We start from the raw sequence: 23,831 nt of genomic DNA on the forward strand, positions 1-23,831 counted from the left end.
CTACTCCTCGTCACCCTCGTACAGTGCCAACTGGTCGAAAACCACCAGCGCCACCCGGTCCGGGTCATCCGTCGGGTGCACGCGCAGCGTGTGGTGTGGATTAGGCGCATCGTCGACGATGATCACGCTCTTTATCCCTGCCGGAAGATTCGCCGGCCAGTCGATCTCGTCGGTGGGTTCCTCGACGAGCACATGGGCACGCTTTCCGCGCAGGCCGGTCTGGTCGTACCGCAGCGGCGTGGGCTTCCGGCTGGTCATGTCGTGTCCTCTTCCTGATCCTGCGGACGGTCGTCGTCGGGTCCCCTCATGGGCGGCAGATCGGGCGGATTATCCGGGTCGATGCCGAGATCTGCGTTCACACTGCCACGGCTGCGGGTGGAGCTGGCAACGATGGCCTCGTAGATCTCGTCCCCGACGCGTCCCTTGGCGCGGTTTCGTTCCACAAGCTCGTCGAAGGTCGGATTCGGTTCGTTCTCGTTGAGCCAGTCGGCCATCGCCCGGTCCGCCATCAGGGAACGGGTCCAGCTGCGGATGGTCGCCCTCATCCCGTACATCGTCCTGGCCCGTTCCTCGGCGCCGATCCCGTCGCGCAGGAGTTGGTCCCGCAGCTCCCGCATCCGCAGCTCGTAGGTGGTGTAGATGGTGCGGGTCTCCTCGTCGGACAACGTCCCCGCCGCGTAGTGGCTGTGCGTGGCGCCGTCGATGACGGCTTGGTAGACGTCGTCTCCGCTGAGTCCCTTGCCCTCGTACCGGGCGACCAGATCCTCGAACGTCGGAGCACTCTCGTGGGCCGACAGCCACTCGGCCGCCGGGCGGTTCTCCATCAGTTCCCGGGTCCAGGCCCGCAGCGAGCTGCGCAGGCCCGCCAGGGTCCGGGCGCGGTCCTCGATACTGACACCGTCACTGATCATCTGTTCGTCGAGGGCCCGCATTCCGAGTTCGAACTGTGAATACACCGCACCGGTTTCGATGTCGGAGAGGCTGCCAGGGGCCATGCGGCTGTGGGTGGAGGTGTCGACGATCGCGTCATAGATCGCATCCCCGGTCAGACCGCGCTCCGCGTTGCGCGCGACCAGATCCTCGAACGTCGGGTTGGTTGTGTTGCGCAACAAGAACTCCGCCGCGTCCCGGTTGCTCATGAGCCCGTATGCCCACGACCGCAACGCGTTCCGGGCATCAGAAAGCTGTCTGGCACGTTCCTCGGCGCTGACGCCGTCCCGCGTCAGTTCTTCGTTGAGCTCACGCAGTGCGCTCTCTCCGTCGCTGAAGGCCGCGATGGCCTGCCCCTCGGACAAGGTGCCGGGTACGTGCTGCGGGAGTCCCAGCGGTGCGAGCGGGTCGGTCGGCAGATACTTCACCAAGTCGATCGAGGTGTTCTCAAGCAGGCGCTGTCCCAGATCAGGTTCTTCCTCGGTGGCAAGGACCGCCAGGTCGACAGGCTCGGGAAACCTCGGATGACCGATTTCCAGCCGCTCCATCATGTCGTCGAGCTCAACCTCACCCTCGGCACTCACCTGCTCCCTGAGATCCTGAGCGCGCATTTTGATCTGGTCCAAGGCGGCTTGCAGGTGGTAGAGATCGGTCCCCCAGGTGAAACCGCGCCGTGCCCACGCGTTGCTGCCCTGCCAATCCGAGGTCAGCTCGATCCGGTCGACACCGGAACGCACGTAGAAGCGCTCGAGCTCAGCCGAGAGCGCCTTGGAGAATCCCTGACCACGGTGCCTCGGGTCGGTGATGGCCATCAGGCCGTGGTGGACGACGAGGTTGCCGTCATCGTCACGGTGGAACACCCGGTCGAGCGACCCGATGTCTCTGTTGCCGTGCAGGATTACCCCGGCGAGCGCGACCTGGTCGCTGCCCGGGACCGCCTCGGCTTCGAACTCGACCCGGTACGGCCCATACACACCCGACAGGTCCTCGGCGAGCTGTTGGGCGCGCTGTGGATCGGGGTTGTCCACCAGTTCTGACAGCGGTTCGGCGTAACGGGTGTCGACCTCGCGGGTGCTGGACCGTTCATCTCGGTATTGCTGTTGCCTGCGAACGAATTCCGGATCACCCGGTAGGCCCCGGACGTCGCCGACGGCATCTGCGGCGACCAGTTGCAGTGGCACGTCGGCGAGCGGGTCGACGGCGTTGCCGTTGGCATCGAGGAAGCCGACCGCGGTGCGGTCCACCGCGACCTCGCCCCAATGTGGTGGCCAGCCGGCTCGCTCGCCGGTGCGCCGGTCGATCAGATAGATGTCGCCACCGTCGTTGACGGCGAGGTAGGCATGGCCGCCTTGGCGCATGCCGGCCCAGCGTGACGCCATGACTGCCGACGATCCCGGGCCGAGCTCCCGCAGGTGGTGGGCCACTTCCGCATAGGACGCGAACTGAGCACCGGAGTCCACGGCTTCGAACAGCGACCGCGCCGCGACCCCGGTTGGCGACACGTGCGCCGTGATCCGGAACTCACGTCCGTATCTCTGTGACAGCACATCAGCGACCCCATAGGCACAGTTGTCGGCGGGATCGGCGACAGGCGGCGCGACATCGTCGAGTTGCACGGAACGCATCGCCGCCGGGTCCAGGACCTTCGCCGCCCGATCAGCACTGGTGACGAGGGTGCGGTGCGCCTCGAATCGGATGTGCTCGTTGTGCCCGACGATCACCCGGCCGAAATTGGCGAGGGACTCGTTACGTACGCCGGCGTCCTTGTCGACGAACGTGCTGTAGAAGTTGTGGATGTCGTAGTCGCCGCCCCTGGTCATCAGACTCAATGGGAATTCTGACGTGATGCGCTGCGCACCAAAGAAATCCATCGTGGGATCGACACCGTAGCCGTCCCGGAAGTCGCCTCGTTGGCCGGGCGCGGTGCCCCCGTGATGCGTGAACGGGTCGGTCGAAGCCGTCGCCACGTAGACGTCGACGCCCGGACCGAACTCACCGGCGTGGTTCATCGGCCCCAGCCCGGGAGATCCGTACAGGGTTATCGTGCGGATCTCCCCGTCCAGGCGTGCACCCTCGCCGGCATGGCCGGCGACGGTCGACCCCTGGCAGTGTCCGAACACGTGGTTGTTGCCGAACCTGATACCGCCTTCCGACCACGCGTTGCGCCCGGCGTTGAACGCTCGGATGTCGTTGAAGAGCACATCGCCACCGGTTCGACCGCCGTCATCGAGCATCGTGTCGTAGCCGATCCAGGTCATCGAGGACACGGCCGCGGTCGGGTTTTCCAGCAGCGCGGACGTGGCGTGGTTGAGGGCGGTCCCCATGCCTGGGCCCAGTTTCTGGATGGTCATGCCGCGGCCGGGGATATTCCACACCACCGACTCCGCGAGATACGGGTCGACACCGAAGCTGACGACGGCCATCCCCGCGCCGTGGAATGCGACGGTGTCGAGCCTCAACAGGTACGGTCCATCGACACCCACCCGCTGGGCCGCCGCAGCCCCCCGTTCCAGCGCGGCCTCAATACTGTTGATTTTCAGTAATTCCAGATGTTTTTCGTAGCCCAAGCGGATATCGCTGTTGAGTTTGGCCTGCAACCCGTCGCGGTAATTCAGCCAATCGTGCAGTACTCGGATATTGGCCTCATGGCGGGCGAGTGGCGGGACACCTTCGGCGTTGCCGATCTGCACCGGATATGCCGCGATCAAGGCTTGCCGCTGATCTGCGCTCAACCCTTTCCACCACGTTGCGTTGGCCCGCGCTGTCTCGACCGCTGTATCCGGATCACCGACGGAGCCCACCAGGTCGGCGACACCCACGGCTGGAATCCGTTGTCCCAAGGCCTCGTCGGCGAGTTGAGCCGGTGACGGGGGGTCGGCCGGCAAGCCTTTGACATCACCTACGGCGTCGGCGGTGCCGAGCCTGAGCGGGACATCGTGCAGCGGGTTCACCGGATCGCCGTTGGCGTCGAGGTAGCCGACCGCGGTGCGGTCGACCGCTCCCTGGCCCCAGAGCGGCGGCCATCCCGTTCGCTCTCCGGTCGTCGGATCGATCAGGTAGATCTCGCCGCCGTCGTTGACCGCAAGATAGGCATGTCCGCCACTGCGCCCGCCCGTCCAGCGCGAGGTCAACACCGCCGACGAGCCGTCACCGAGTCGGCGCAGAGACGCTTCCACCTGGTCATAGGCGGCGAAGCGCGACGAGGATCCGATGGCTTCGTACAGCGCCCGCGCCGGCACACCGGTCCGGGTGGGTTCGACTTCGACCCGGAAAGGGCGCCCGTATCGTTCCGACAACTTGTCGGCCACTCCGTGCGCACAGTTTTGCGCGGATGCCTGTGTGTCGGCGACGGCAGGGCTCGGCAGGTACTTCACAAAGTGAACCGAGGTGTTGTCCAGCAACTTTCGGCCCAGCTCGGGTTCCTCCGCCGTGGCGAGGATCGCAAGGTCGATCGGTTCGGGTAGCCGCGGGTGACCGACTTCGAGCCGCGTCACGATGTCGTCGAGAACCGCCTGAGCCTCGGTACCCACATGTGCGCGCAATCGCAGCGCGGCGTCTTTGATCTCATTGAGGGACTGATCGAGGTGATAGAGATCGGTGGACCAGGTGAATCCGCGGCGCGCCCACGCGTTGCTGCCCTGCCATTTGGACACCAATTCGATGCGATCGACACCGGAGCGCACGTAGTACTGCTCCAACTCCGAGGTGAGCGCTTTCGAGAAGTCCCGTCCGCGGTATTCCTTGTTTTCGATCCTGATGATGGTGTTCTCGACCACGAGGTTGCCGTCCTCGTCGCGGGAGAACTGCCGCGACAGGTAACCGATCTCCGTGTCCCCGCTGCGAATCAGTCCGTACAAGGTGAAGCGTTCGCCGCCGACGATCCGCTCGGGCGAGAACTCGACGTGGTACGGCCCATACCGCCCCGACAGGTCCTCGGCGAGTTGGCGGACATCTTCTCGGTCAAAGCTGTCGACCACTTCCCGCAGCTGCTCGGCGTAGCGGGTGTCGGCCTGTCGGGTTGCTGGGTCCTGTGACCGGTATTCCCGTTGCTGCTGAGCGAAATCCGACTCACCGGGGTGGCCCTGGACGTCACCGACGGAATCGACGGCCTCAACATCGAGGTACCTGACGGCATGCCAATTGGTGTTGGTGAGCAGCTTCTGGCCCAAATCGGGGTGACCCGGGGCGGTGAGGCGCGCCAGGTCGAGGGGTTCTGGCAGGCGTGGGTGATCTGGTTCCAGGCGCTGGATCACCTCGTCGAGAACGGCCTGCGCCTCGGGACTGGCCTGCGCCCGCAGCTTCTGAGCCGAGTTTCTGATGCTGTTCAGTGAATCCCGCAGTTTCGCTGAGTCCGGCGCCCAGCTGAAACCCCAACTGGCCCAGGCATATGCACCGTCCCAGGCGGCTTCCATCTCGATTCGGTCGACACCCGAGCGCGCATAGAGGGGTTCCAATTGCTTGGCCAGGGCCTTGGAGAATCCCTTGCCTCGATGGGATGCACTGGTGATCTCGATCATCCCGTGCTCGGCTACCAGATTGCCCGCGGCGTCGCGGTGGTACGACCAGTAGATCATCCCGATCTGCTTACCGGCGCTCAGTATGTTACCGGCGATACCCGTGGCCTCGTCCGGAACCCGCTGCAGCTCAACGCGGAACGGACCGTAGACGCCGGAGAGATCGGCCGCCAGCTGGTGTACTCGCTGTGGATCGGACGCATTGTCCACCACGTCGCCCACCGGTTCGGCGTAGCGGCTGTCCACCGCCCTGTCGGCCGGATCCTGTGCCCGGTACTGACGTTGCCTGTCCAGGAAGTCGCCGTCGTCCGGATGTCCCTCGACGTCCCCCACCGCGTCCGCTGGGGAACCTGCGATCTCATCGACGTACCTGATGCCGTACCAGGTTGCGCGGCGCAGCAATTCGCGGCCGAGCTGAGGATGGCCCTCGGCGGTGAGATTCGCGAGGTCCGCGGGTTCGGGCAATCGGGGATGACCCGGCTCCAACCGCCCGATGACCTCTTCGAGAACCGCCCGGGCCTCGGGGGTGACCGACCTCAGCAGCCGCTGTGCGGCAGCCTTGACCGAGTCGAGGGATTCCTGCAGTTCATCGGGACGTAGATCCCAGCTGAATCCCCGCCGGGCCGATGCGTAGGCGCCGTCCCAAACAGCCAGCAACTCGATGCGGTCGACTCCGGAACGCGTGTAGTACACGTCGAACGCGGACAGGAACGCCTTGGAAAAGCCCTTGCCCCGGAAGGCCTCGTCCTCGATCGTCATCTCGTTGTGGTGGGCGACGAGCTTTCCGCTCTCGTCGCGGATGAAGATCCGGTCGATTTCGCCGATTCGCGTATCGCCGCTGAAGATTTCGCCCTTGAGCTGCAGTGCGTTCGGCAGCGCTTCCCCGCTGAACTGCACGCGGTAGGGCCCGTACACACCCGACAGATCGTCAGCGAGTCGCTGAGCCCGACCCTGATCCATCGACTCGCTGATCACGTCGCCCAGGGGTTCGGCGTGGAGGATGCCCTGCGCGTCGCCGACCGCCTCGGCGCCGAGGTACTTGACGCCACTCCAGTACGTATCGGTCAACAGGTCACGGCCCAGATGGGGTTCCTGTTTCGTGGCCAGTGCCGCCAGGTCGATGGGTTCCGGTAGGTCGGGCCGGCTCGGATCGAGCCGCCGCATGACGTCGTCGAGGAGCGCCTGCGCCTCGGAACTAACCTGACCACGCAGTCGGAGAGCGGAATTTCTGACGTTGTCGACCGATGCCCGCAACTTCGCCGGATCGGGATTCCAGCTGAAACCTTGACGGGCCCAGGTGTAGCCGCCGTCCTGCTCGGTGCGCAGCTCGATCCGGTCGACTCCGGAGATCGCGTAGTACTGCTCCAGCTGTGCAACCAGCGCCTTGGCGAAGCCCTTGCCGCGGAAGGCCTTGTTCGGGATGTCCACCACGTTCTGGTGAGCGACCAAGTTGCCGTCGCGGTCACGAACGTAGGTCTGCTGGGTGAAGCCGATCTCTTCGTCACCGCTGATGATCGCACCGCCGATGATGATCTCACCGGTGCGTTCGTCGGCAACGGCCCGGAACATCTCGACCCGGTACGGGCCGTAGACCCCGGAAAGATCCGCGGCCAGTTGCTGCACCTGATCCGTGTCGAAGCTGTCGATGATCTGGCCCAGCGGTTGGGCGTACATCGAGTCGACCCGCCGCGTGGTGGGGTCCTGGGCTCGGTACTCCTGTTGCCTCGTCAGGAAGTCACCGGCTGCTGGATGGCCCTTGACGTCGCCGACGCTGTCGGCGGCGTGCAGCGAGATCTGCTGGGGCGCATCGCCCATCCGGTTGAGCGGGTCGCCGTTCTCGTCGAGGTAGCCGACGGCGGTGCGGTCCACCGCGTTTTCGCCCCAGTGCGGCGGCCACGGCGAGTACTGCCTCGTGCGTGGGTCGTAGAGCTGCACCCGCCGGCCATCGGTGACGGCGAGGTAGGCGTGCCCGCCCTGACGGCCACCGTCGGCCGCCCAGCGCGACACCACGATTGCCGACGATCCGGCGGGCCTGACCAGCAGTTCGGTCTCGATGTCGGCATAGGTCGCGAACTGGGAGGCCGAGTCCGCGGCCCGGAACAGTGCCCAGGCCGGTACCCCCGTACTCGAGGGGGCAACGGAAAGGTCGAAACGGCCGGGATAGATCCTCGACAACTCGCCGGCCACGCCGTAGGCACAGTTGTCGACGGCGGCGCGCGAAGCAGAGTCGCGCCCGAACAGGTTCTGCAGCCACCCTTTCAGACCGGTCCGGGCCGGAGCCACCGATGTCGGGTCCAGGTATTTGACGTAGTGCACGCCGTTGCGACCGTGCACGGCGCCGGTTCCGTCGAGCAGGCGCTGACCGAGGTCCGGTTCTGCGGTCGTGGCCAGATTCGCCAGGTCGATGGGCTCCGGCAGTCGCGGATTGCTCGGATCCAGCTGTTGTACAACCTGATCCAGAAGATCCTTGCCTTCGTCGCTGACGGTCTCACGTAGCTCGCGGGCCGACTGCTTCACCCGGTCGAGCGATTCCTGGATCTGCACGGACCTGGGATCCCAGGCGTAACCTCTTCTGGCCCAGGCGAAGCCGCCCTTGTCGTGGGTGGTCAGCTCGATACGGTCGATACCCGAGCGCACGTAAAAGCGCTCCAGCTCGGAGGTGAGGGCCTTGGAGAACCCTTTGCCGCGCAGGTTCTCATCCGTAATGACCAGGCCGGTGTGGGCGGCTACCAGGGTGCCGTCAGGATCCCGGTTGAACTCTCGCTGAATGGTGCCGATCTTTTTGTCGCCGTCGAAGATGTCCCCACTCAGCAGGACCACGTCAGTGAGGTTCTCGTCGACCTTCAGCTGAATCCGATAGGGCCCGTACCGGCCGGACAGGTCCTGCGCGAGCTGGCGGCCCCGCGCGTGATCGGCGGCGTTGTCGGCCACGTCACCCAGCGGTTCGGCGTAGCGCGTGTCCACGAGACGGGTGGCCGGATCCTGGGCGCGATACTCGGCCTGGCGCGCAAGGAACTCCGGATCAGTCTGTGGGCCTTGCACATTGCCGACGGCATCGGCGGCGTCGAGCTGCAGCGGCACATCGACGGTCATCGGCCCGACCGGATCGCCGTTGGTCTGCAGATAGCCGACGGCGGTCTGCGCTACGGCGTTTTGCCCCCAGTGTGGTGGCCATGGCGAGTACTTGCGGGTGTGCGGATCGTAAAGCTGAACCTGGCCGTCGACCTTGACGGCCAGATAGGCGTGCCCACCCTGCCGCCCGCCTGCCCACTGCGACGTCAGTACGGCCACCCGCAGCGACGGATCACCCAGCAGTGTCGCTTCGACCTCGTCGTACGTCGCGAACCGCGCGTCGGCGCCGACCGCCCGGAACAGCGCGCGCGCCGGCACACCGCGTCGCGACGGGCTGACATCGAGCCCGAAGCTCCGGCCGAACAACGAGGACAACTCTTCGCTGACGGTGACGGCGCAGTTGGGCGGCCGACGCCACAGCGCGTTCCAGAAACGCCTGCCGCCCACACGATCCCCGGCGGGTTCGACCGTGCGCAGCACCGGCGCGTGCCGACTCCGGCCCAGCTCGATGCGGTGCTGCTCTGTCGTGACCGCATCTGTGCGCCCGGCAGCAACGCGACCGAGATTCGTCGTCGCTTCCGTGTTCAGGAAATAGGTGTGATGGGTGCCGCCCGTGAGCAGACGATTCATCGACACCGACGGTTCGGCGGTGACGCGCACGGCACCAAAGGAATCCATGGCCGGGTCGGTGCCGAGACCGATGCCGAAGACCCGTCCGTTGGAGCCCGAGGTACGTCCGCCCAACGCGGTGATCACATCTCGTGACGAGGAGGCGACGAACACGTTGTCGGCGCCGATGCCGAACTCGCCGGCGGTACGCACCGGGCCCGCACCCGGCGAGCCGACCAGGGATACGGTGCGGACGTGGCCGGCGAATCTCCCGTTCTGCCCGGCGTATCCGGCGGTGGTCGATCCGTATGAGTAACCGAAGACGTGGTTGCCGGTGAAGTGGCTGCCGTCGCCGGCGAGCGTGTCCCGGGCAGCATTGAATGCCGTGATGTCGCTGTAGAGGATGTCACCGCCGGTGCGGGCCATGCCGTGCCCGGCGGCGCGCAGAGTGCTCCAGCCGCTAGGCGCGTCGTATCCGATCCAGGCGATCGAGGCCGCGGACTGGCCCGGGTTCTCGTGTTGAACGGCCTGCAGGTGATGCAGTGCGGAGGTGGTGTTGAATCCGAGCAGCGTGTCCACCGTGCTGCCGACACCCGGTACGTGCCAGGACACCGAATCCGCGGTGTACGGGTCGGCGCCGTAGCTGAGCACGGCGCGTCCGTCGCCGCCGAACTCTGTGGGGTCGAAGGCCAGCAGCAACGGACCGTCCACCCCGGCCCGTTCGGCATCGACCGCCGCCTTGCGTAGCGCGAGGTCGAGTTTGTCCATCCGGCGCAACAACTTCCGCTCAGCGCCGGTCAGCCGCTCCCCGCGGTCAGCCTTCGACCGGACGGCATCCGCCTGATCGCGCATCTGCTGCAGCACATTGCGGTTCGCACTGTCACGATCAGTCGCGCGGATCCCCTCGGCGTTGCCGATGTCCTGCGGGTACGTCTCGATGAGCGCGCTGCGCTGCTCGTCGGTCAGCCCCGACCACCAGCGGGCATTGTTGGTCGCCCTTGCCGCCGCTTCCTCGGCCGGCCCCATCGGGTTGCGGAGTTCATCGGGCCGCACCGGCGGTATCCGCCGCGACAAGGCGTCGTCGGCGAGCTGCCGAACCGCTTCATTGGCAGCGGGTTCCGTCGGGATGACCGCACTTCCGGGGTCTTCCCGACCGGCCTGTTCCCCCATCAGCGTGCCGGTCCGGCCTGGGTGATCGGTCGCGACCCAGTCCACGCCGAGGTCGCGGGCGAACTGCACGTCGGCTTCGTTGTTGACCGTCCAGCAGTAGGTGGCCAGTCCCCGCGCGGCCGCCGCTCCGACGAGTTCGGGATTGTTGCGCAGGGTTTCGATGGACGGACCGATCGCGCTCGCGCCGACCACGCCGGCCAGATACCGGGCGGATGCTCCCAGAAGCACCGTGGGGACATTCGGTGCGGCCATGCGGACCCGCAACAGGGCGTCGGGGTAGAACGAGATCACCGCGGCCTTGACCAACTGGTCGGGGCCCGGGTTCGCCAGCCCGTGCCGTTCCAGCGCCGCGACCACTTCGCGCTCGAGCTTCAAGCCCTGCTGCGCAGGATGTTTGGTCTCGATGAACAAGGTCACCGGCTGGTCTGCGTCCTGGGCGAGTTGGATGAACTCGTCCAGGGTCAGGATGCCGTGCCCGTCGAAGTCGAGTGCCTGCAACTCGGCCAGCGTCATGTCGCCGACGCGGCCGGTTCCGTTCGATGTGCGGTCCACGGTCTTGTCGTGGATGAGCACCAGCTCACCGTCCTTGGTGAGCCGGACATCGCATTCCAGGGCGTCCGCGCCCTGCCGCAGCGCTTCGGTGTACGCGGCCCGCGTCTGCTCGGGGAAGTCGTGAGAAGCTCCCCGGTGGGCAACCACGTGGGCGCCGGATTCGGCCGAAACCGCCAGCGGATTGACGCGCGCGGTGGCCGAGGCCGAGGACTGCGCATGGGTGACAACGTGATTACCGGTGAACGGCCCCGGCTCCCCCAATGATTGACGGGTCGCGTGGAAGGCGGCCAGGTCCCGGTGCAGCGCACCGGTGTCGCCGATCCAGGCGATGGCCGCCGAGTCCTGCGCTCCGGTCGAGGTGTGCAGCCCGTCGAGCGCGCGGACGGTCACCGTGCCCAGCTGTTCGATCGACCCTCGAGCGGTGTGCCAGGTCACGCTGGAGGCGTGGTGCGGGTCGGCGCCGAAACTGATGACTGCGTGGCCATTGCCGTTGAAGGCCGAGGTGTCCAGGGTGAGCACCAGCGGCGGGTTGAGGCCGGCCCGAGCCGCATCGGCGTCGGCTTTCCGCACCGCGAGATCGAGCCGGTCGATACGTTCCAGGAACGCACGTTCTTCGCGGCTGACGGGGCTGAACTGATCGAGCTTTGTCCGGATATGGTCGGCGCGGTCTCGGTAGTGCTGCAGTACAGCGCGATTCGCGGTATCACGCTCGGCGGCCGGCAGACCGTCGGTGTTCCCGTGAGCCAGCCCATCGGGGAGGCCCTGTACCCGGCCGATGGCGGCTGCCGCGAACTGGTTGTACCACCGCCCCTTGACGAACGGGTCGCCGTTACCACGCAGGTAGCCGACGGCGGTCTGGGTGACTGCGTCCTGCCCCCAGTGCGGCGGCCATCCCGAATACTGCCGGGTGTGCGGGTCGAACAGGTACACCTGACCGTCGATGTGGACCGCCATGTATGCGTGCCCGACGGGCTGGTTTCCGCTCCAGCGTGAGGCCAGCACCGCCATCGAGCCCGAGGGCCTGCTCAGCAGGGTCTGCTCGATCTCCGCGTACGTCGCGAAATCGGCGGCGGTTCCGAATGCCCGGAACATCGCCCGCGCGGATGTCCCGCGTCGCGAGGGGGCAGCGTCGAGCTGAATGTCTCGCCCGGTCCGCGTCGACACTTCTTGCGCCAGGACCTGGGCACAGTCGTTGCCCCGGGTCCATCGGGGCACGCGGTTCCGGTTGTGTGTGTCGGTCGGGTGCATGACGCCGGGGTCGTCGTCCAGGCGCATGACCGGTCGGCCGGCCGCGGGTTCTATGGTGCGGGAACCATTTTCGTCGACGGTGCGGTGCAACTCCGCGTGAACGTCGTTGTGGTTCCCGGCGGCGATACGGCCGAAGTTGGTCAGTGACTCGGTGCGGACCGCGTGTTGCGGGGTGACCAGCCACTGGCGGGTCCCCGGACCGTCGGTTTCCAGGTAATCGAAGTAGGCATTGTGGGTCGTCAGGGTGTCTTTACGGTCCATCGACGCCGGGAACTCGGCACTGACGCGTTGTGCACCAAAGGTATCCATCGCCGGATCGGTGCCGAGACCGATCCCGAGCCGACCCTGCGAATCCGAGGTGCGCCCGCCCAGTCCGGTGACGAAGTCCCGCGACGACGAGGCGACGAACACGTTGCGAGTGTCGATCCCGAAGTCACTGGCGCTCCGCAGCGGACCGGCACCCGGCGAACCGACCAACGTCACCGTGGTGATGTGCCGCGCCAGCCTGCCGTTTGCCCCGGCGTATGCCGTGGTCGTCGAACCGTACGAATGGCCGAACACGTGGTTGCCAGTGAAGTGGCTACCGTCACCGGCCAATGCGTCGTGCACCGCGTTGAACGTGCTGATGTCGGTGTAGAGCATCTCACCGCCGGCGCGGGCCAGACCCGGCCGGGCCACCCGCGCGGAAGCTGAATCGTTCGGGGCGTCATATCCCAGCCAGGCGATCGAGGCTGATGACAGCGAGGGGTTCTCGGCGCGCACCGACTGCTGGATGTTCAACGCGCAGTGCATGATGTAGTCGAGCTTGTCCAGTTGTGAACCGAGGCCGGGTACATACCAGGACACCGAATCCGCCGTGTACGGGTCGGCTCCGAAACTCACCAGCGCGCGTCCGTCGCCTCCGAACGCCCCCGGGTCCAGCGCCAGCAAGAGCGGGTGGCCTTGACCGGCCTGCGCAGACGCCACTTCCGCTCGCTGCATGGCATTTTCGAGTCGGTTGACCCTGCGCACGAAGTCCAGTTCGCGATCGCTGATCTTTTCCCCGGCGTCGATCCTGGCCTGCACGGCCGCGGCCCGCTCGGCATATTGGCGCAGCATCTCCCGGTTGGCGGCGTCGCGAACGGCGGAGGGGATGCCTTCGGCGTTGCCGATCTGGTGCGGATACTCCTGAAGCAACGCTTGCTGTTGCTCCTCCGACAATCCCGCCCACCATGCGGCGTTGTTGCGGGCCCTCGCCACCGCTTGCGATTCCCTGCCCAGGGGATGCACCAGGTCGTCGACGGCCAGCGGTGGAACCCTCTGGTCCAGCGCCTCGGCCGCCACCAAACGCGCCTCGGACGGCTCGATCTCACCGGCGCGCCACCGCGGATTCCACCGCCGTCGCGGACCATCGTGCTCAACCTGGGTGTCGTCGTCCAGTCGCAGCGGCCGTCCGACAGCCGGATCCACCGTGCGCCCGTCGACAACCCGGCGATACTTCTCGAGGTGCAGCGTGTCCGTGCGGCCGGCGGCGATCCGCCCGAAATTGGCCAGCGACTCGGTACGCACCGGCGGACCGTCGCCCTCACTCACATGGTGGTGGTAGCTCTTGTGCGTCCCGAACGTGCTGCGGCTGTCCATCGAGGCTGGGAACTCGGAGGTGACGCGGACCGCCCCGAATTCGTCCATCGCCGGATCCATACCCAGCCCGCGGCCGGCGAAGCGACCGTTCTGCTCCGCTCTGCGCCCGCCGAACCCGGTGACCGGATCCCGCGATGACGACGCGACGAACACGTTGCCGTCCTCGAGCCCGAACTGGCTGGCATGGTGCATCGGGCCGGCACCCGGGGAACCCAACAACGTCACGGTGCGGATGTCGTGCTTCAGACGGCCACCACGGCCCGCGTAGCTCACGGTGGTCGAACCATAGGAGTGGCCGAAGATGTGATTGCCGTTGAACCGGCTGCCGTCACCGGCCACGGTGTCGCGCGCGACATTGAAGGCGCGAATATCGGAGTAGAGGATCTCGGCACCGGCCCGCGCCAATGCCGGGCTCAGCACCCGCCCACTGGCCATGCCGTTCGGTGCGTCATAGCCGATCCAGGCGATGGATGTCGCTGCCAGCGTCGGATTTTCGCGCACCGTCGACTGCACGTGGTTCAGCGCATTGCGCATGTTGCCTTCGAGCTTGTCGACCGTGGTCGCGAACCCGGGTACCAACCACGACACCGAATCCGCCTGGTAGGGATCGGCACCGAAACTCACGACCGCCCGGCCGTCACCACCGAACTCGAACGGGTCCAGCGAGAGCACCATCGGGCCACCGACGCCGGCCTGTGCCGCATTCGCCGCGGCTGCCTGCAACGCGAGGTCGAGACGATTGACCCGCAACAGATTGGCCAGTTCGTTCTTCCCCGGTCGCACACCACGGTCGATCATCGACTGCACGTGTTCTTGGAAACGTTGGATCGCAAGGCGATTGGCGGCGTCGCGGGCCACCGGCGGGATACCTTCCGCGTTGCCGATCCGCGACGGATATGTATCGATCAACGCCTGCCGCTGCGCATCGGTCAGCCCCGACCACCACTGCGCGTTGTCGCGCGCCCTGGCTTCGGCGTCGGATGCTACCCCTAGCGGATTGACCACGTCGGCGGCCCCCGCGGGCGGAATGCGCTGTGCGAGTGCCGCATCCGCCACTGCCTTGGCTGCCGCGTGCGGTGTCTGGCTACTGCTCGAGGTCCAGTTGGGTTCGGCGACGGCGTGCTGCGGGTCGACCTCGATGTCGGCATCGCGCCACCGCGGGTTCCACCAGTTGCGGCCCTGGTTGTCGCTCCGATTCGCTGCCGGTTCCACAGTTGCTCTGCGGGTCCCGAACAGGCGTCCCGGCCGCTCCTGCATGGAGCGGTGAGTTTCGAGGTCGAGCCGGTCTGTGTGCCCGGAGGCGATGCGGCCCAGGTTCGCCAGTGATTCGGAGGGGACCGCGTTCGCCGGAGTGACCAGCCACTGCCGGGTGCCCGGACCGTCGGTCTCCTGGAAGTCGAAGTACGCGTTGTGGGTGGCGGTGGTGTCCTTGCGGTCCATCGACGCCGGGAACTCGGCGCGCACTCGCTGCGCGCCGAAGGTGTCCATCGCCGGGTCGGTGCCCAGGCCCCGGCCCAACCGGCCGTGCGAATCCGGTGTGCGCCCACCTAGTCCTGTGACGAAATCCCGTGAGGACGACGCCACGAACACGTTGCGAGGGTCGATCCCGAAGTCACTGGCCTGGTGCAACGGCCCGGCCCCGGGCGAACCGAGCAGCGTGATGGTGCTGACGTGCTCTGCCAGCCGGCCACCCCGGCCCGCGTAGCAGGTGGTGGTCGATCCGTACGAATGCCCGAAGAGGTGATTGCCGGTGAACTGGCTACCGTCAGCGGCGAAAGCGTTACGCGCGGCGTTGAAGGCGCTGATGTCGGCATGCAGGATATCGCCGCCGGCCTCGGCCAAAGCTGTACTGCCCACCCGGACTGTCCCCGAGTCGTTCGGTGCGTCGTAGCCCAGCCAGGCGATCGAGGCCGCCGACAGAGATGGGTTCTCGGTACGCGTCGACTGCAGGATGTTCAGCGCGCAGTGCATGAGGTAGTCGAGTTTGTTGATCTGTGCCCCCATGCCGGGCACATACCAGGACACCGAATCCGCCACGTACGGGTCGGCGCCGAAGCTCACCAGCACGCGTCCGTCGCCACCGAACGCCGGTGGGTCGAACGCGAGGATCAACGGCTCCCCCACGCCGGCCTGCTGGGCGGCCGCATGCGCCCTCTGCAGGGCGTTCTCCAGACGGTTCACCCGCAGCAGGAAATCGAGCTGGGTGTCACTGGGGCGGGTACCGGCATCGATCTGAGCCTGGATACCGGCGGCCTGGTCCAGATAGCGTTGCAGCACATCACGATTGGCCACATTGCGATCGGCGGCGGGGATACCTTCCGCATTGCCGATCTGATACGGGTACGCCGTTATCAGATCGGTGCGCTGCTGCTCGCTGAGCCCCGACCACCAGGCCGCGTTGGCCTCGGCCCGGGCCACCGCCTGCGGCTCGTCGCCCAGCGGGGTGACCAGCTCGTTGATCGCCACCGGCGGGATCCGTTGCCCCAGAGCCTGATCCGCTGCCACTTGCACTGCCGAGGGCTCGACCTCGCCCGGATGCCACCGTGGGTTCCAGCGTCGCGGCTCACCTGGCTGGTCCGTTTGGTTGTCACCGTCGAGCTGCAACGGCCGGCCGGCGGCCGGCTCGACGGTGCGCCCGTCGACGACAGTGCGATGCCCTTCCAGGTGCAGTCTCTCTGGATGTCCGGCGGCGATCCGGCCGAAGTTCGCCAATGATTCCGTGCGTACCCGTGGATCGGCATCGCCGTCCATGTACCGGTAGTAGCTTCGATGAGTCCCGACACTGCCGCCGTCGTTCATCGATGCCGGGAACTGGGCGGTGATCCGGACCGCCTCAAATTCCTTCATCGCCGGATCCATACCGAGCCCGCGTCCGGCGAATCGACCATCCTGACCGGGCACGCGCCCGCCCAGCCCGGTGACCGGGTCCAGCGACGAAGACGCGACGAACACGTTGTGGTTGCCGATCCCGAACTCACTGGCATTGAGCATCGGACCCGCACCTGGCGAGCCCAGCAGCGTCACCGTGCGGATGTCGTCGGCCAGCCGTCCGTTGCGTCCCGCATAGCTCGCGGTGGTCGAACCGTAGGAGTGCGCGAAGATGTGGTTGTCACGGAAATGGCTGCCGTCGCCCGCCGCGGTGTCGCGCGCCGCGTTGAATGCCCGGATATCGCTGTACAGGATCTCGGCGCCCTGGCGCGCGAGTCCCGGGCTGACAACTCGACCGGTCGCCGCACCATTGGGAGCGTCATAGCCGATCCAGGCGATCGACGTCGCCGCCAGTGTCGGATTCTCTTGGAGCGTCGACTGCAGGTGGTTCAGCGCATTGCGCATGTTCCCTTCGAGCTTGTCGATCGTCGTCGCGAATCCCGGCACCAACCACGACACCGAATCGGCCTGGTAAGGATCCGCGCCGAAGCTCACGACCGCCCGGCCATCGCCACCGAACGCAGGTGGATCGAACGCCAAGACGAGCGGCGCATCGAGACCGGCGTCCGTCGCTTCGCGACCCATGGTCTGCAGGGCGGTGTTCAGCCGGTTCATGCGCAGCAGGTGATTCTTCTCCTGCTTGGTCAGCTTCTCGCCGCGACTGAGCTTGTGCTGCACATGTTCCCTGGCGAGCCGCAGGGCGGTGCGGTTCGCCAGGTCGCGGGTCGCCGGCGGTATGCCCTCGGAGTTTCCGATGTGGGCCGGGTAGGTGTTGACGAGAGCATCGCGCTGTTCCTCGGACAGACCCGCCCACCACAGCGCATTCGTCTCGGCACGGGTTCTGGCATCCTCGGCCACGCCCAACGGATTGACCAGGTCCTGGGCACCGACAGCTGGATCCCGCTGTGCCAGCGCTTCATCCGCGATCTCACGGGTGCTCTGAACCGTTGGTGGTGTCGGCTCGACAGCCGGAACATCGGTCTCGGAAGCCGGTTCGAGTTGTGGGTGGGTTTCCGGATTCGCTCCGAAAGCTTCCGCCCAGGGGTCGATGCCGAGGCTGAGCTCGGCGATCGGCGTTCGCCCGGCCAGCACTGCCGGGACGTCCCGCGACGAGGCGGCGACGTAGACGTTGTCGGCGCCGATCCCGAACTCGGCGGCGCGGCGCACCGGTCCGGCTCCCGGGGAGTCGGTGAGGGTGACGGTGCGAATATCGTTGGCCAGCCGCCCATCTCGACCCGCGTAGCTGACGGCGGTCGTGCCGTAACCGTGAGCAAAGACGTGGTTGTCGCTGAAGTGGCTACCGTCAGCTGCCACGGTGTCGCGGGCCGCGTTGAAGCCCCGGATGTCGCTGTAGAGGATGGCACCGCCCTCACGGGCGGACCCGTGCCCGGCCACCCGCCAGCCGCTCCAGCCACTGGGCGCGTCATAGCCGAGCCATGCGATCGAGGCCACCGACTGCCCGGGGTTCGCCTGGAGCGTGGCCTGCAGATGGTTGAGTGCGCCGTCCATGCACGCGCCGATCCGATCGATCGTCGTGCCTTGGCCGGGCACGTGCCACGACACCGATTCCGCCACATACGGATCGGCACCGAAACTGACGACCGCGCGTCCGTGGCCACCGAACTCCGATGCGTCGAAGGCCAACAGCATCGGAGCGCCGACACCGGCGGCCTCCGCGCGGGCTTGCGCGTCGGTGAACGAACTGTGGATTCGATCGAGCCGGGCGAGCATCTTGTTCTGGGCGCGGGTGAGCCGGTGACCATCGTCGCGCCACGACGCCAGCTGCTTGCGTTGGGCTTCCAGCAGTTGAGTGTTCGCCTCATGCCGGGCTGCCGGCGGGATGCCCTCCGCGTTGCCGATGTGCTGCGGATGCACGTCGATCAGGGCACGCTGCTCCGGTCCGCTCAGTCCGTTCCACCAGGCCGCGTTGGCGCGTGCCCGCGCGTCGGCCGACTCCATCAACCCCAGCGGGTTTCGCAGGTCACCGGCGTCGACCGGAGGTACGCGTTTCGCGAGCGCCTCGTCGGCGATCTGGCTCTGCGGTGTGACGTCGCGCCACTGCTCGCCCGGCGTCTGATCGCCAGTGCCCTGTACGTCACCCACCGCGATCGCGGCGTCGAGATCGTCGGGCCGGGCTCCCAGCTGATCCACCGGATTGCCTTGCGCGTCAAGATAACCGACGGCGGTCACCGACACCGCGCTCTCACCCCACGACGGCGGCCAACCCTTGAGCTTGCCCCGATGCAACAGATGCACGTCTTCACCGTCGAAGACCGCCACATAGGCGTGCCCACCGTGGCGCTGTCCGTCGCCCGCCCAGGCCGACGTGATGACCGCGGCCGAACCGGGCGCCATACCTCGCAGCCTGGCTTCGATCTCGGCGTAGGTGGCGAAGTCGGCCCGCGACCCGACGGCCTCATACAGGGCCCTCGCGGGCATTCCGGTGGACGTCGGCTCCCCGTCGACCTGGTACTGCTTGCCGAAATGCGATGACAGATCATCAGCGGCGTCGAGTACGCAATTCTGGTCGCCGTGGGTCGGGCCACCGGCGTCGTCGACCTCTGCCACGGTGGTGAGAGCGGCGTCGTCGCCGCTGGCCTGCTCGGTGTCCTGTTTCGTGTTCTGGGCGGTCTGCTGAATCCGCGCGGCCGGTACGCCCCCGGCCTGTGAATCCAGCCCGGAGGGCTGCGCGGTCGGAGGTGCTTGCCTCGACTCCGGAGGCTTCGAATCGGCCTTTACCGCAGCCGGTTTGGTGGCTTGATCGGGTGTCGGGAACGTGGTGGTGGGTGTGGTGGTCCCCGTCGCGGAGGTGGCCGGTGAGGTGTTCGGCGATACCGTCGTGGTGGGCGAGGGCTGGGCAGCGACGACCGCCGGGCCTGGCTGCTCGGGGGCTTGCGGTGCGTGGGCCTGCTGCGGCTGCGCCGGATCAGCCGGTGCCTGGGCGGCGTCTGTTACCTCGGGTGCAGCATGCGCGCCTTCGACGTGCTGTGCGCCTTGTACATCCTGGTTGCCGTCGATGTCCTGGTTGCCGTCGACCGAACCCGCATCCACTGACACCGGTTCGGCAGCGACCGCTGCCTGCGGCACGTCCGTCGTCGACGCGTGCGCCGGCGGGTTGGCGACGTCTTGGTCCGGGCTGAGCGTGGCCGTGTGTGTCGGCTCGTCCGAGGGGACGTCGGTTGTATCGCTGTTGTCGGACTGCGGGTTCGACGAGTGCTGCTGGTCATCCCGGTCGGAGGGTGGATGCTCGCCCTCGGCTTCGGTATCGGTGTCGGTCTCGGCGTCGGCTCTGTCGGATGCTTCGTCGGATTCGTGATCCGTGGACTCGTCGACCGCACCCTCACGTTCGCCGTTTCGGGACGTGGACTTCGAATCCGACTGCGGTGTCGTGTTGTTCGACTGATTGTTGTTCCCGCGTCCCAAACCCGCCTTGGTCGCCGCAGGCGACTGCCCGGAAGAGTCGTTCTGCGGGGTCCGGCCGCTGTCGGTCTTTCCCTCGTCGTCGCTGTCCTGGCGGCCGGTGTCGAGTTCGCCCTCCGGATTCTCGCCCCGCAAACCGATATTCGGTGCCTCGGGACCCGGAAGCCCAGCCGGACCGGTGTGATCGGTCTGCTGCCCCCCATGGCTTCTGCCGAGACCCTTCATACCGCCGAGGCTGGTGCTGGTCGAACTGGCGAGGATCGACAACGTGTCGAATTCGCCACCGACGGACAGGGTGCCGGCCACGTTCCCCGACACCCCGGCGGTGAACATCGTCACCGCTCCCTTGGCCCCCGCCGTTATCCGGTTGCGAGAGACATGCCCCATCCCGTGCATGAGCGGAACAGCGGTCGCCCCGCCCGCTCCACCACCGACCATGGAGGAAACAGCGGTCTGCTTGAACCGGTCCCACCGGTAACCGGCATGTCCCTTGTTGGCCTGGATTCCCTGGACGATTCCTTCTTGAAGAAGGCCCTGCCCCAGCTCTTCGAAGGATTCCTGCACGGCTTCGTGCAGGAGCCTCTTCATCATCGTCTTGGTCAGCAGTTCGGCCATCTTCTGGCCGATCCGCCGAATCGCCCACGCCACAAGCGCACGTATCCACGCGATGGTCGTCGTTTCGATGACCGGGATGGCCGCCGTCGACGCCCCGAGCGTTGGGCTCGACATGGCCAGGCTGTACGAGATCTCGGCAGCGGCGAGAGCCAGTCCGACGATGATCGACAGCTTGCTGTATTCGATCTCGGAGCTGAAATTGGTGGCGCCCTCGCCCATTCCAGAAATGCCCTGGGCGAGTTTGTCCACGGTGTAGTCACCGTCGAACAGCATGGCGAACTGCTTCTCGGCCGCCTCGGCGGTATCCCCGAACAGGACCGACATCGTATCTCCGCGGACCCTGCTGAGGTCCGGGATGAGCTCCTGCAGCGCTTCGGCCGCAGCTTGATAATGCTCGCCGATCCGGCGGGTGCGGGTTTCACTGCCCTGCGGCCACTCGCCGCCCGCGAGGTATGACACCCATTGGAGTTCGGGCGGGATCTCGATGTCCATAAGCGAATAGGTGCGGCAACCGGCCTACGCGGCGCGCCACCCCATGGGGCTGACCGCTAGGCCTGATCGTTTTGCTCGAAGGAGTCCGCAGAGCCCTTCAAACCGTCCGAGTAGTAATCGAGCAGTTCGGTTTTGACCGCCACGGAGCCGTCGACCCAATCCTTTTGCGCCAGATACCCTTCGCCGCCCTTCGCGAACCCGTCACCCATCTTGTCGTCCCCCCACGCGGCACCTTCGGACGCCAGGTTGGCATGCAGGGAGGACAGCACGTTCTTCATCCTGACGCTGACATCATTCAGGTCCTTCGAGGTTGCGCGCAGCTCAGAAGGTCCGACACCGAGCTCGTCAGCCATCGGTTCAGCTCCTCACGGTGGGGAAGGCGGATTCGTCCGTGTCGTCGTCTTCAGGTTCGCGCGCCGGGGCCACCGCGGCCTCGGCGCCGTATACGGACCTGGTCAGGTCACGCAGATCGGGCGCACTGTCGACGATGTCCGACAGCGACGGCATCATCCGGCGGCGCTCGTCGATCGGCACCATCAGGGCAGCCGCCCGCTGCGCCACGATGTGCGCAGCGGACTGCGCGGCAGAGGTGACGTGGGCGCCGAGTTCCTCGAGGTCGTACTCGTCGAGGTACGCCTCGTCGATCGTGGTCTCGATGACATGGCCGCGGGCATCGACCGTTACCTGGACCAAGCCATCGGCCGCGTCAGCGGTCGCGGTCAGCTGTTGCTGCTCGCGCTGTACCGCCGCGATATCGGCCATCTGCTCTTGGACCAGGGCAAGTACCTCGGTCATCTGATGCCGGAGGGCATCGTTGCTCATTCGGGCAAGTGTTCCAGATTCACCCAGGCGCTGCCAGGCAGTTAACCGAATCTGATTTGAGATTCCCATGTTTGAGCGGGCGCACAACACACCGGCGCGAAATTGCCATTGTCGCAATGCTGCTCGCACGTCAATTTGCCGACGATGTCGAGATAGCGGAAGCCAACTGGATAGTCCCGTCCAGCAGCCGGTAGCTCACCCGCTCCGCGTCCGGGCGAGAAATATTTGCCTCGGTGGTGGCGCGGGCCGGTCAGCGGTACTGCGGCGCACCCCGCAACCGGGGAAACTTCTCGGCAACGGCCGCAGCCAATTCCAGATACGCTTGGAGCGTCGCCGGGTCCAGCAGGTCGAAATCGACGTCGGCACCCTCGGCCAGATGCGGATCGAACGGGATCATGTGTACCGAACGGCACCGCGCCTCGAAGTGCTCGTAGACCTTGTCCAGTTTGAGCTTCGCCGATCCGGGCCGCGAGGCGCTGAGCACCACATGCGCTTCGCGGACCAACGCGGAATGCCCGTGCTGCATCAACCAGTCCAGCGTCGCCGATGCGCTCCGGGCCGCATCGATCGCCGGTGAACTGACCAGCACGATCGCATGCGCCAGATCGAGCACACCCGCCATGGCGGAATGCATGATGCCGGTACCGCAGTCGGTGAGGATGATGTTGTAGTAACGCCGCAGGATGCTGACGGTGCGGCGATAGTCGGATTCGCCGAACACTTCCGAAACCGCCGGTTCCTGCTCGCTGGCCAGAACTTCCAGCCGGCTGCCCGCCATCCGCGTGTGACTGCGCACGTCGGCGTAGCGCTCGATGTCGGGATCCGACAGCAGGTCGCGCACAGTGGACTGACTCGACGCGTCGCGCACCCGCTCGGCCAGTGTCCCGCGATCCGGGTTGGCGTCCACCGCGATCACCCGGTCGTGGCGCATCATCGCCAGGGCCGAGCCCAATCCCAGTGTGGTCGTGGTCTTTCCGACACCGCCCTTGATCGACAGCACCGCGATCCGGAAGTCGCCGGCGATCGGCTGACGGATCTGCGCCAGCAGGTCGTCCCGCTCACGCTCCCTCCGTGACTCACCGGGATTCACGCGGCCCGCACTGGCCAGATGCACAGCCCGGCGCCATCCCGAGTGAGGTGCGTTACGGGCACGGTTGATGATTCCGGCGTCGTCGAGCGAGGGCGGCACCGGGGAGTACTGCGGCGGCGGGGCCCCGCCCGCCTGCGGCGGCAGCGGAGGCAGCAAGCCGGGTGGCGGGATGAACCCCGGCGGCGGCAACGGCAGTGGAGGCAGCGGTGGTGGAGGAGGCGGCGGTGGTGCGGGCCTCGCCGCCGCCGGAGGCGGCACATGACCCGCCGCCGGCATATGACCCGCAGCCTCCGGCGGCAGGGCATGCCTCGGCGCCTCGGGCGGCGGTACTGGTCTCGGCTCCTCGGAATGCAGGGGCGGGATCGGGATCAAACCCGTCGGCGCTTCCGGACGCTCGGCAACCGGTGGCGCGGGCTCGGGCTGCGGCTCGGCGCTGCGCTGTTCGTCCAGGTCGAATCGTTCGGCGAATTCCCTCGACCCGATCGGGCTGTGCATCTGCCACGGGGGCGGGGCAAGCCGGCGGACCGGCGGGTCAGGGGCAGGGTCGGGCGCCGCTTGTACGGGTTCCGGGGGCTCTACCGGTGCGGGTGCAGGAGGCGGCGACACCGCGAAGGCGTCGGTCGTTTCATCGGCGGGCGATGTGGCGGTATGGGCCTGCCGGGCCGTGCGTTGCGCCGCAATCTGTTCCAGCAAGGCGGCGGCCCGGGCCTCCACCTCGTCCAATTCACCAGGAGCCAAGTCGTCGAGCG

At 66.8% G+C, this 23,831-nt stretch carries 4 protein-coding genes and 1 pseudogene; all 5 read right to left on the reverse strand.

Features of this window, described 5'->3' with window-relative positions:
* A complete protein-coding gene (locus H977_RS33100; RefSeq protein WP_036475921.1) occupies positions 1–258 on the reverse strand; it encodes a DUF7161 family protein in 258 nt (85 codons plus the stop codon).
* Positions 255–21,170 carry an alpha/beta hydrolase gene (locus H977_RS36135; RefSeq protein WP_036475922.1) on the reverse strand — a complete coding sequence of 6,972 codons (20,916 nt, stop codon included), beginning with the start codon at positions 21,168–21,170 and terminating at the stop codon, positions 255–257. Before H977_RS36135 ends, H977_RS33100 begins: the two co-directional genes overlap by 4 nt.
* A gap of 56 nt (positions 21,171–21,226) precedes the next feature.
* Entirely contained in the window at positions 21,227–21,523 is a 297-nt protein-coding gene (locus tag H977_RS0114060) for a WXG100 family type VII secretion target (RefSeq protein WP_029108463.1), read from the reverse strand.
* Positions 21,524–21,527: 4 nt separating this feature from the next.
* A complete protein-coding gene (locus H977_RS33110) occupies positions 21,528–21,992 on the reverse strand; it encodes a YbaB/EbfC family nucleoid-associated protein (protein ID WP_051288840.1) in 465 nt (154 codons plus the stop codon).
* A gap of 250 nt (positions 21,993–22,242) precedes the next feature.
* Positions 22,243–23,664: pseudogene (locus H977_RS0114070) on the reverse strand (MinD/ParA family ATP-binding protein); the annotation flags it as partial.
* Between the last annotated feature and the right edge of the window lie 167 nt (positions 23,665–23,831).

This window comes from Mycobacterium sp. URHD0025 (genome assembly GCF_000426065.1).
In the GTDB taxonomy this organism is placed as follows: Bacteria; Actinomycetota; Actinomycetes; order Mycobacteriales; family Mycobacteriaceae; genus Mycobacterium.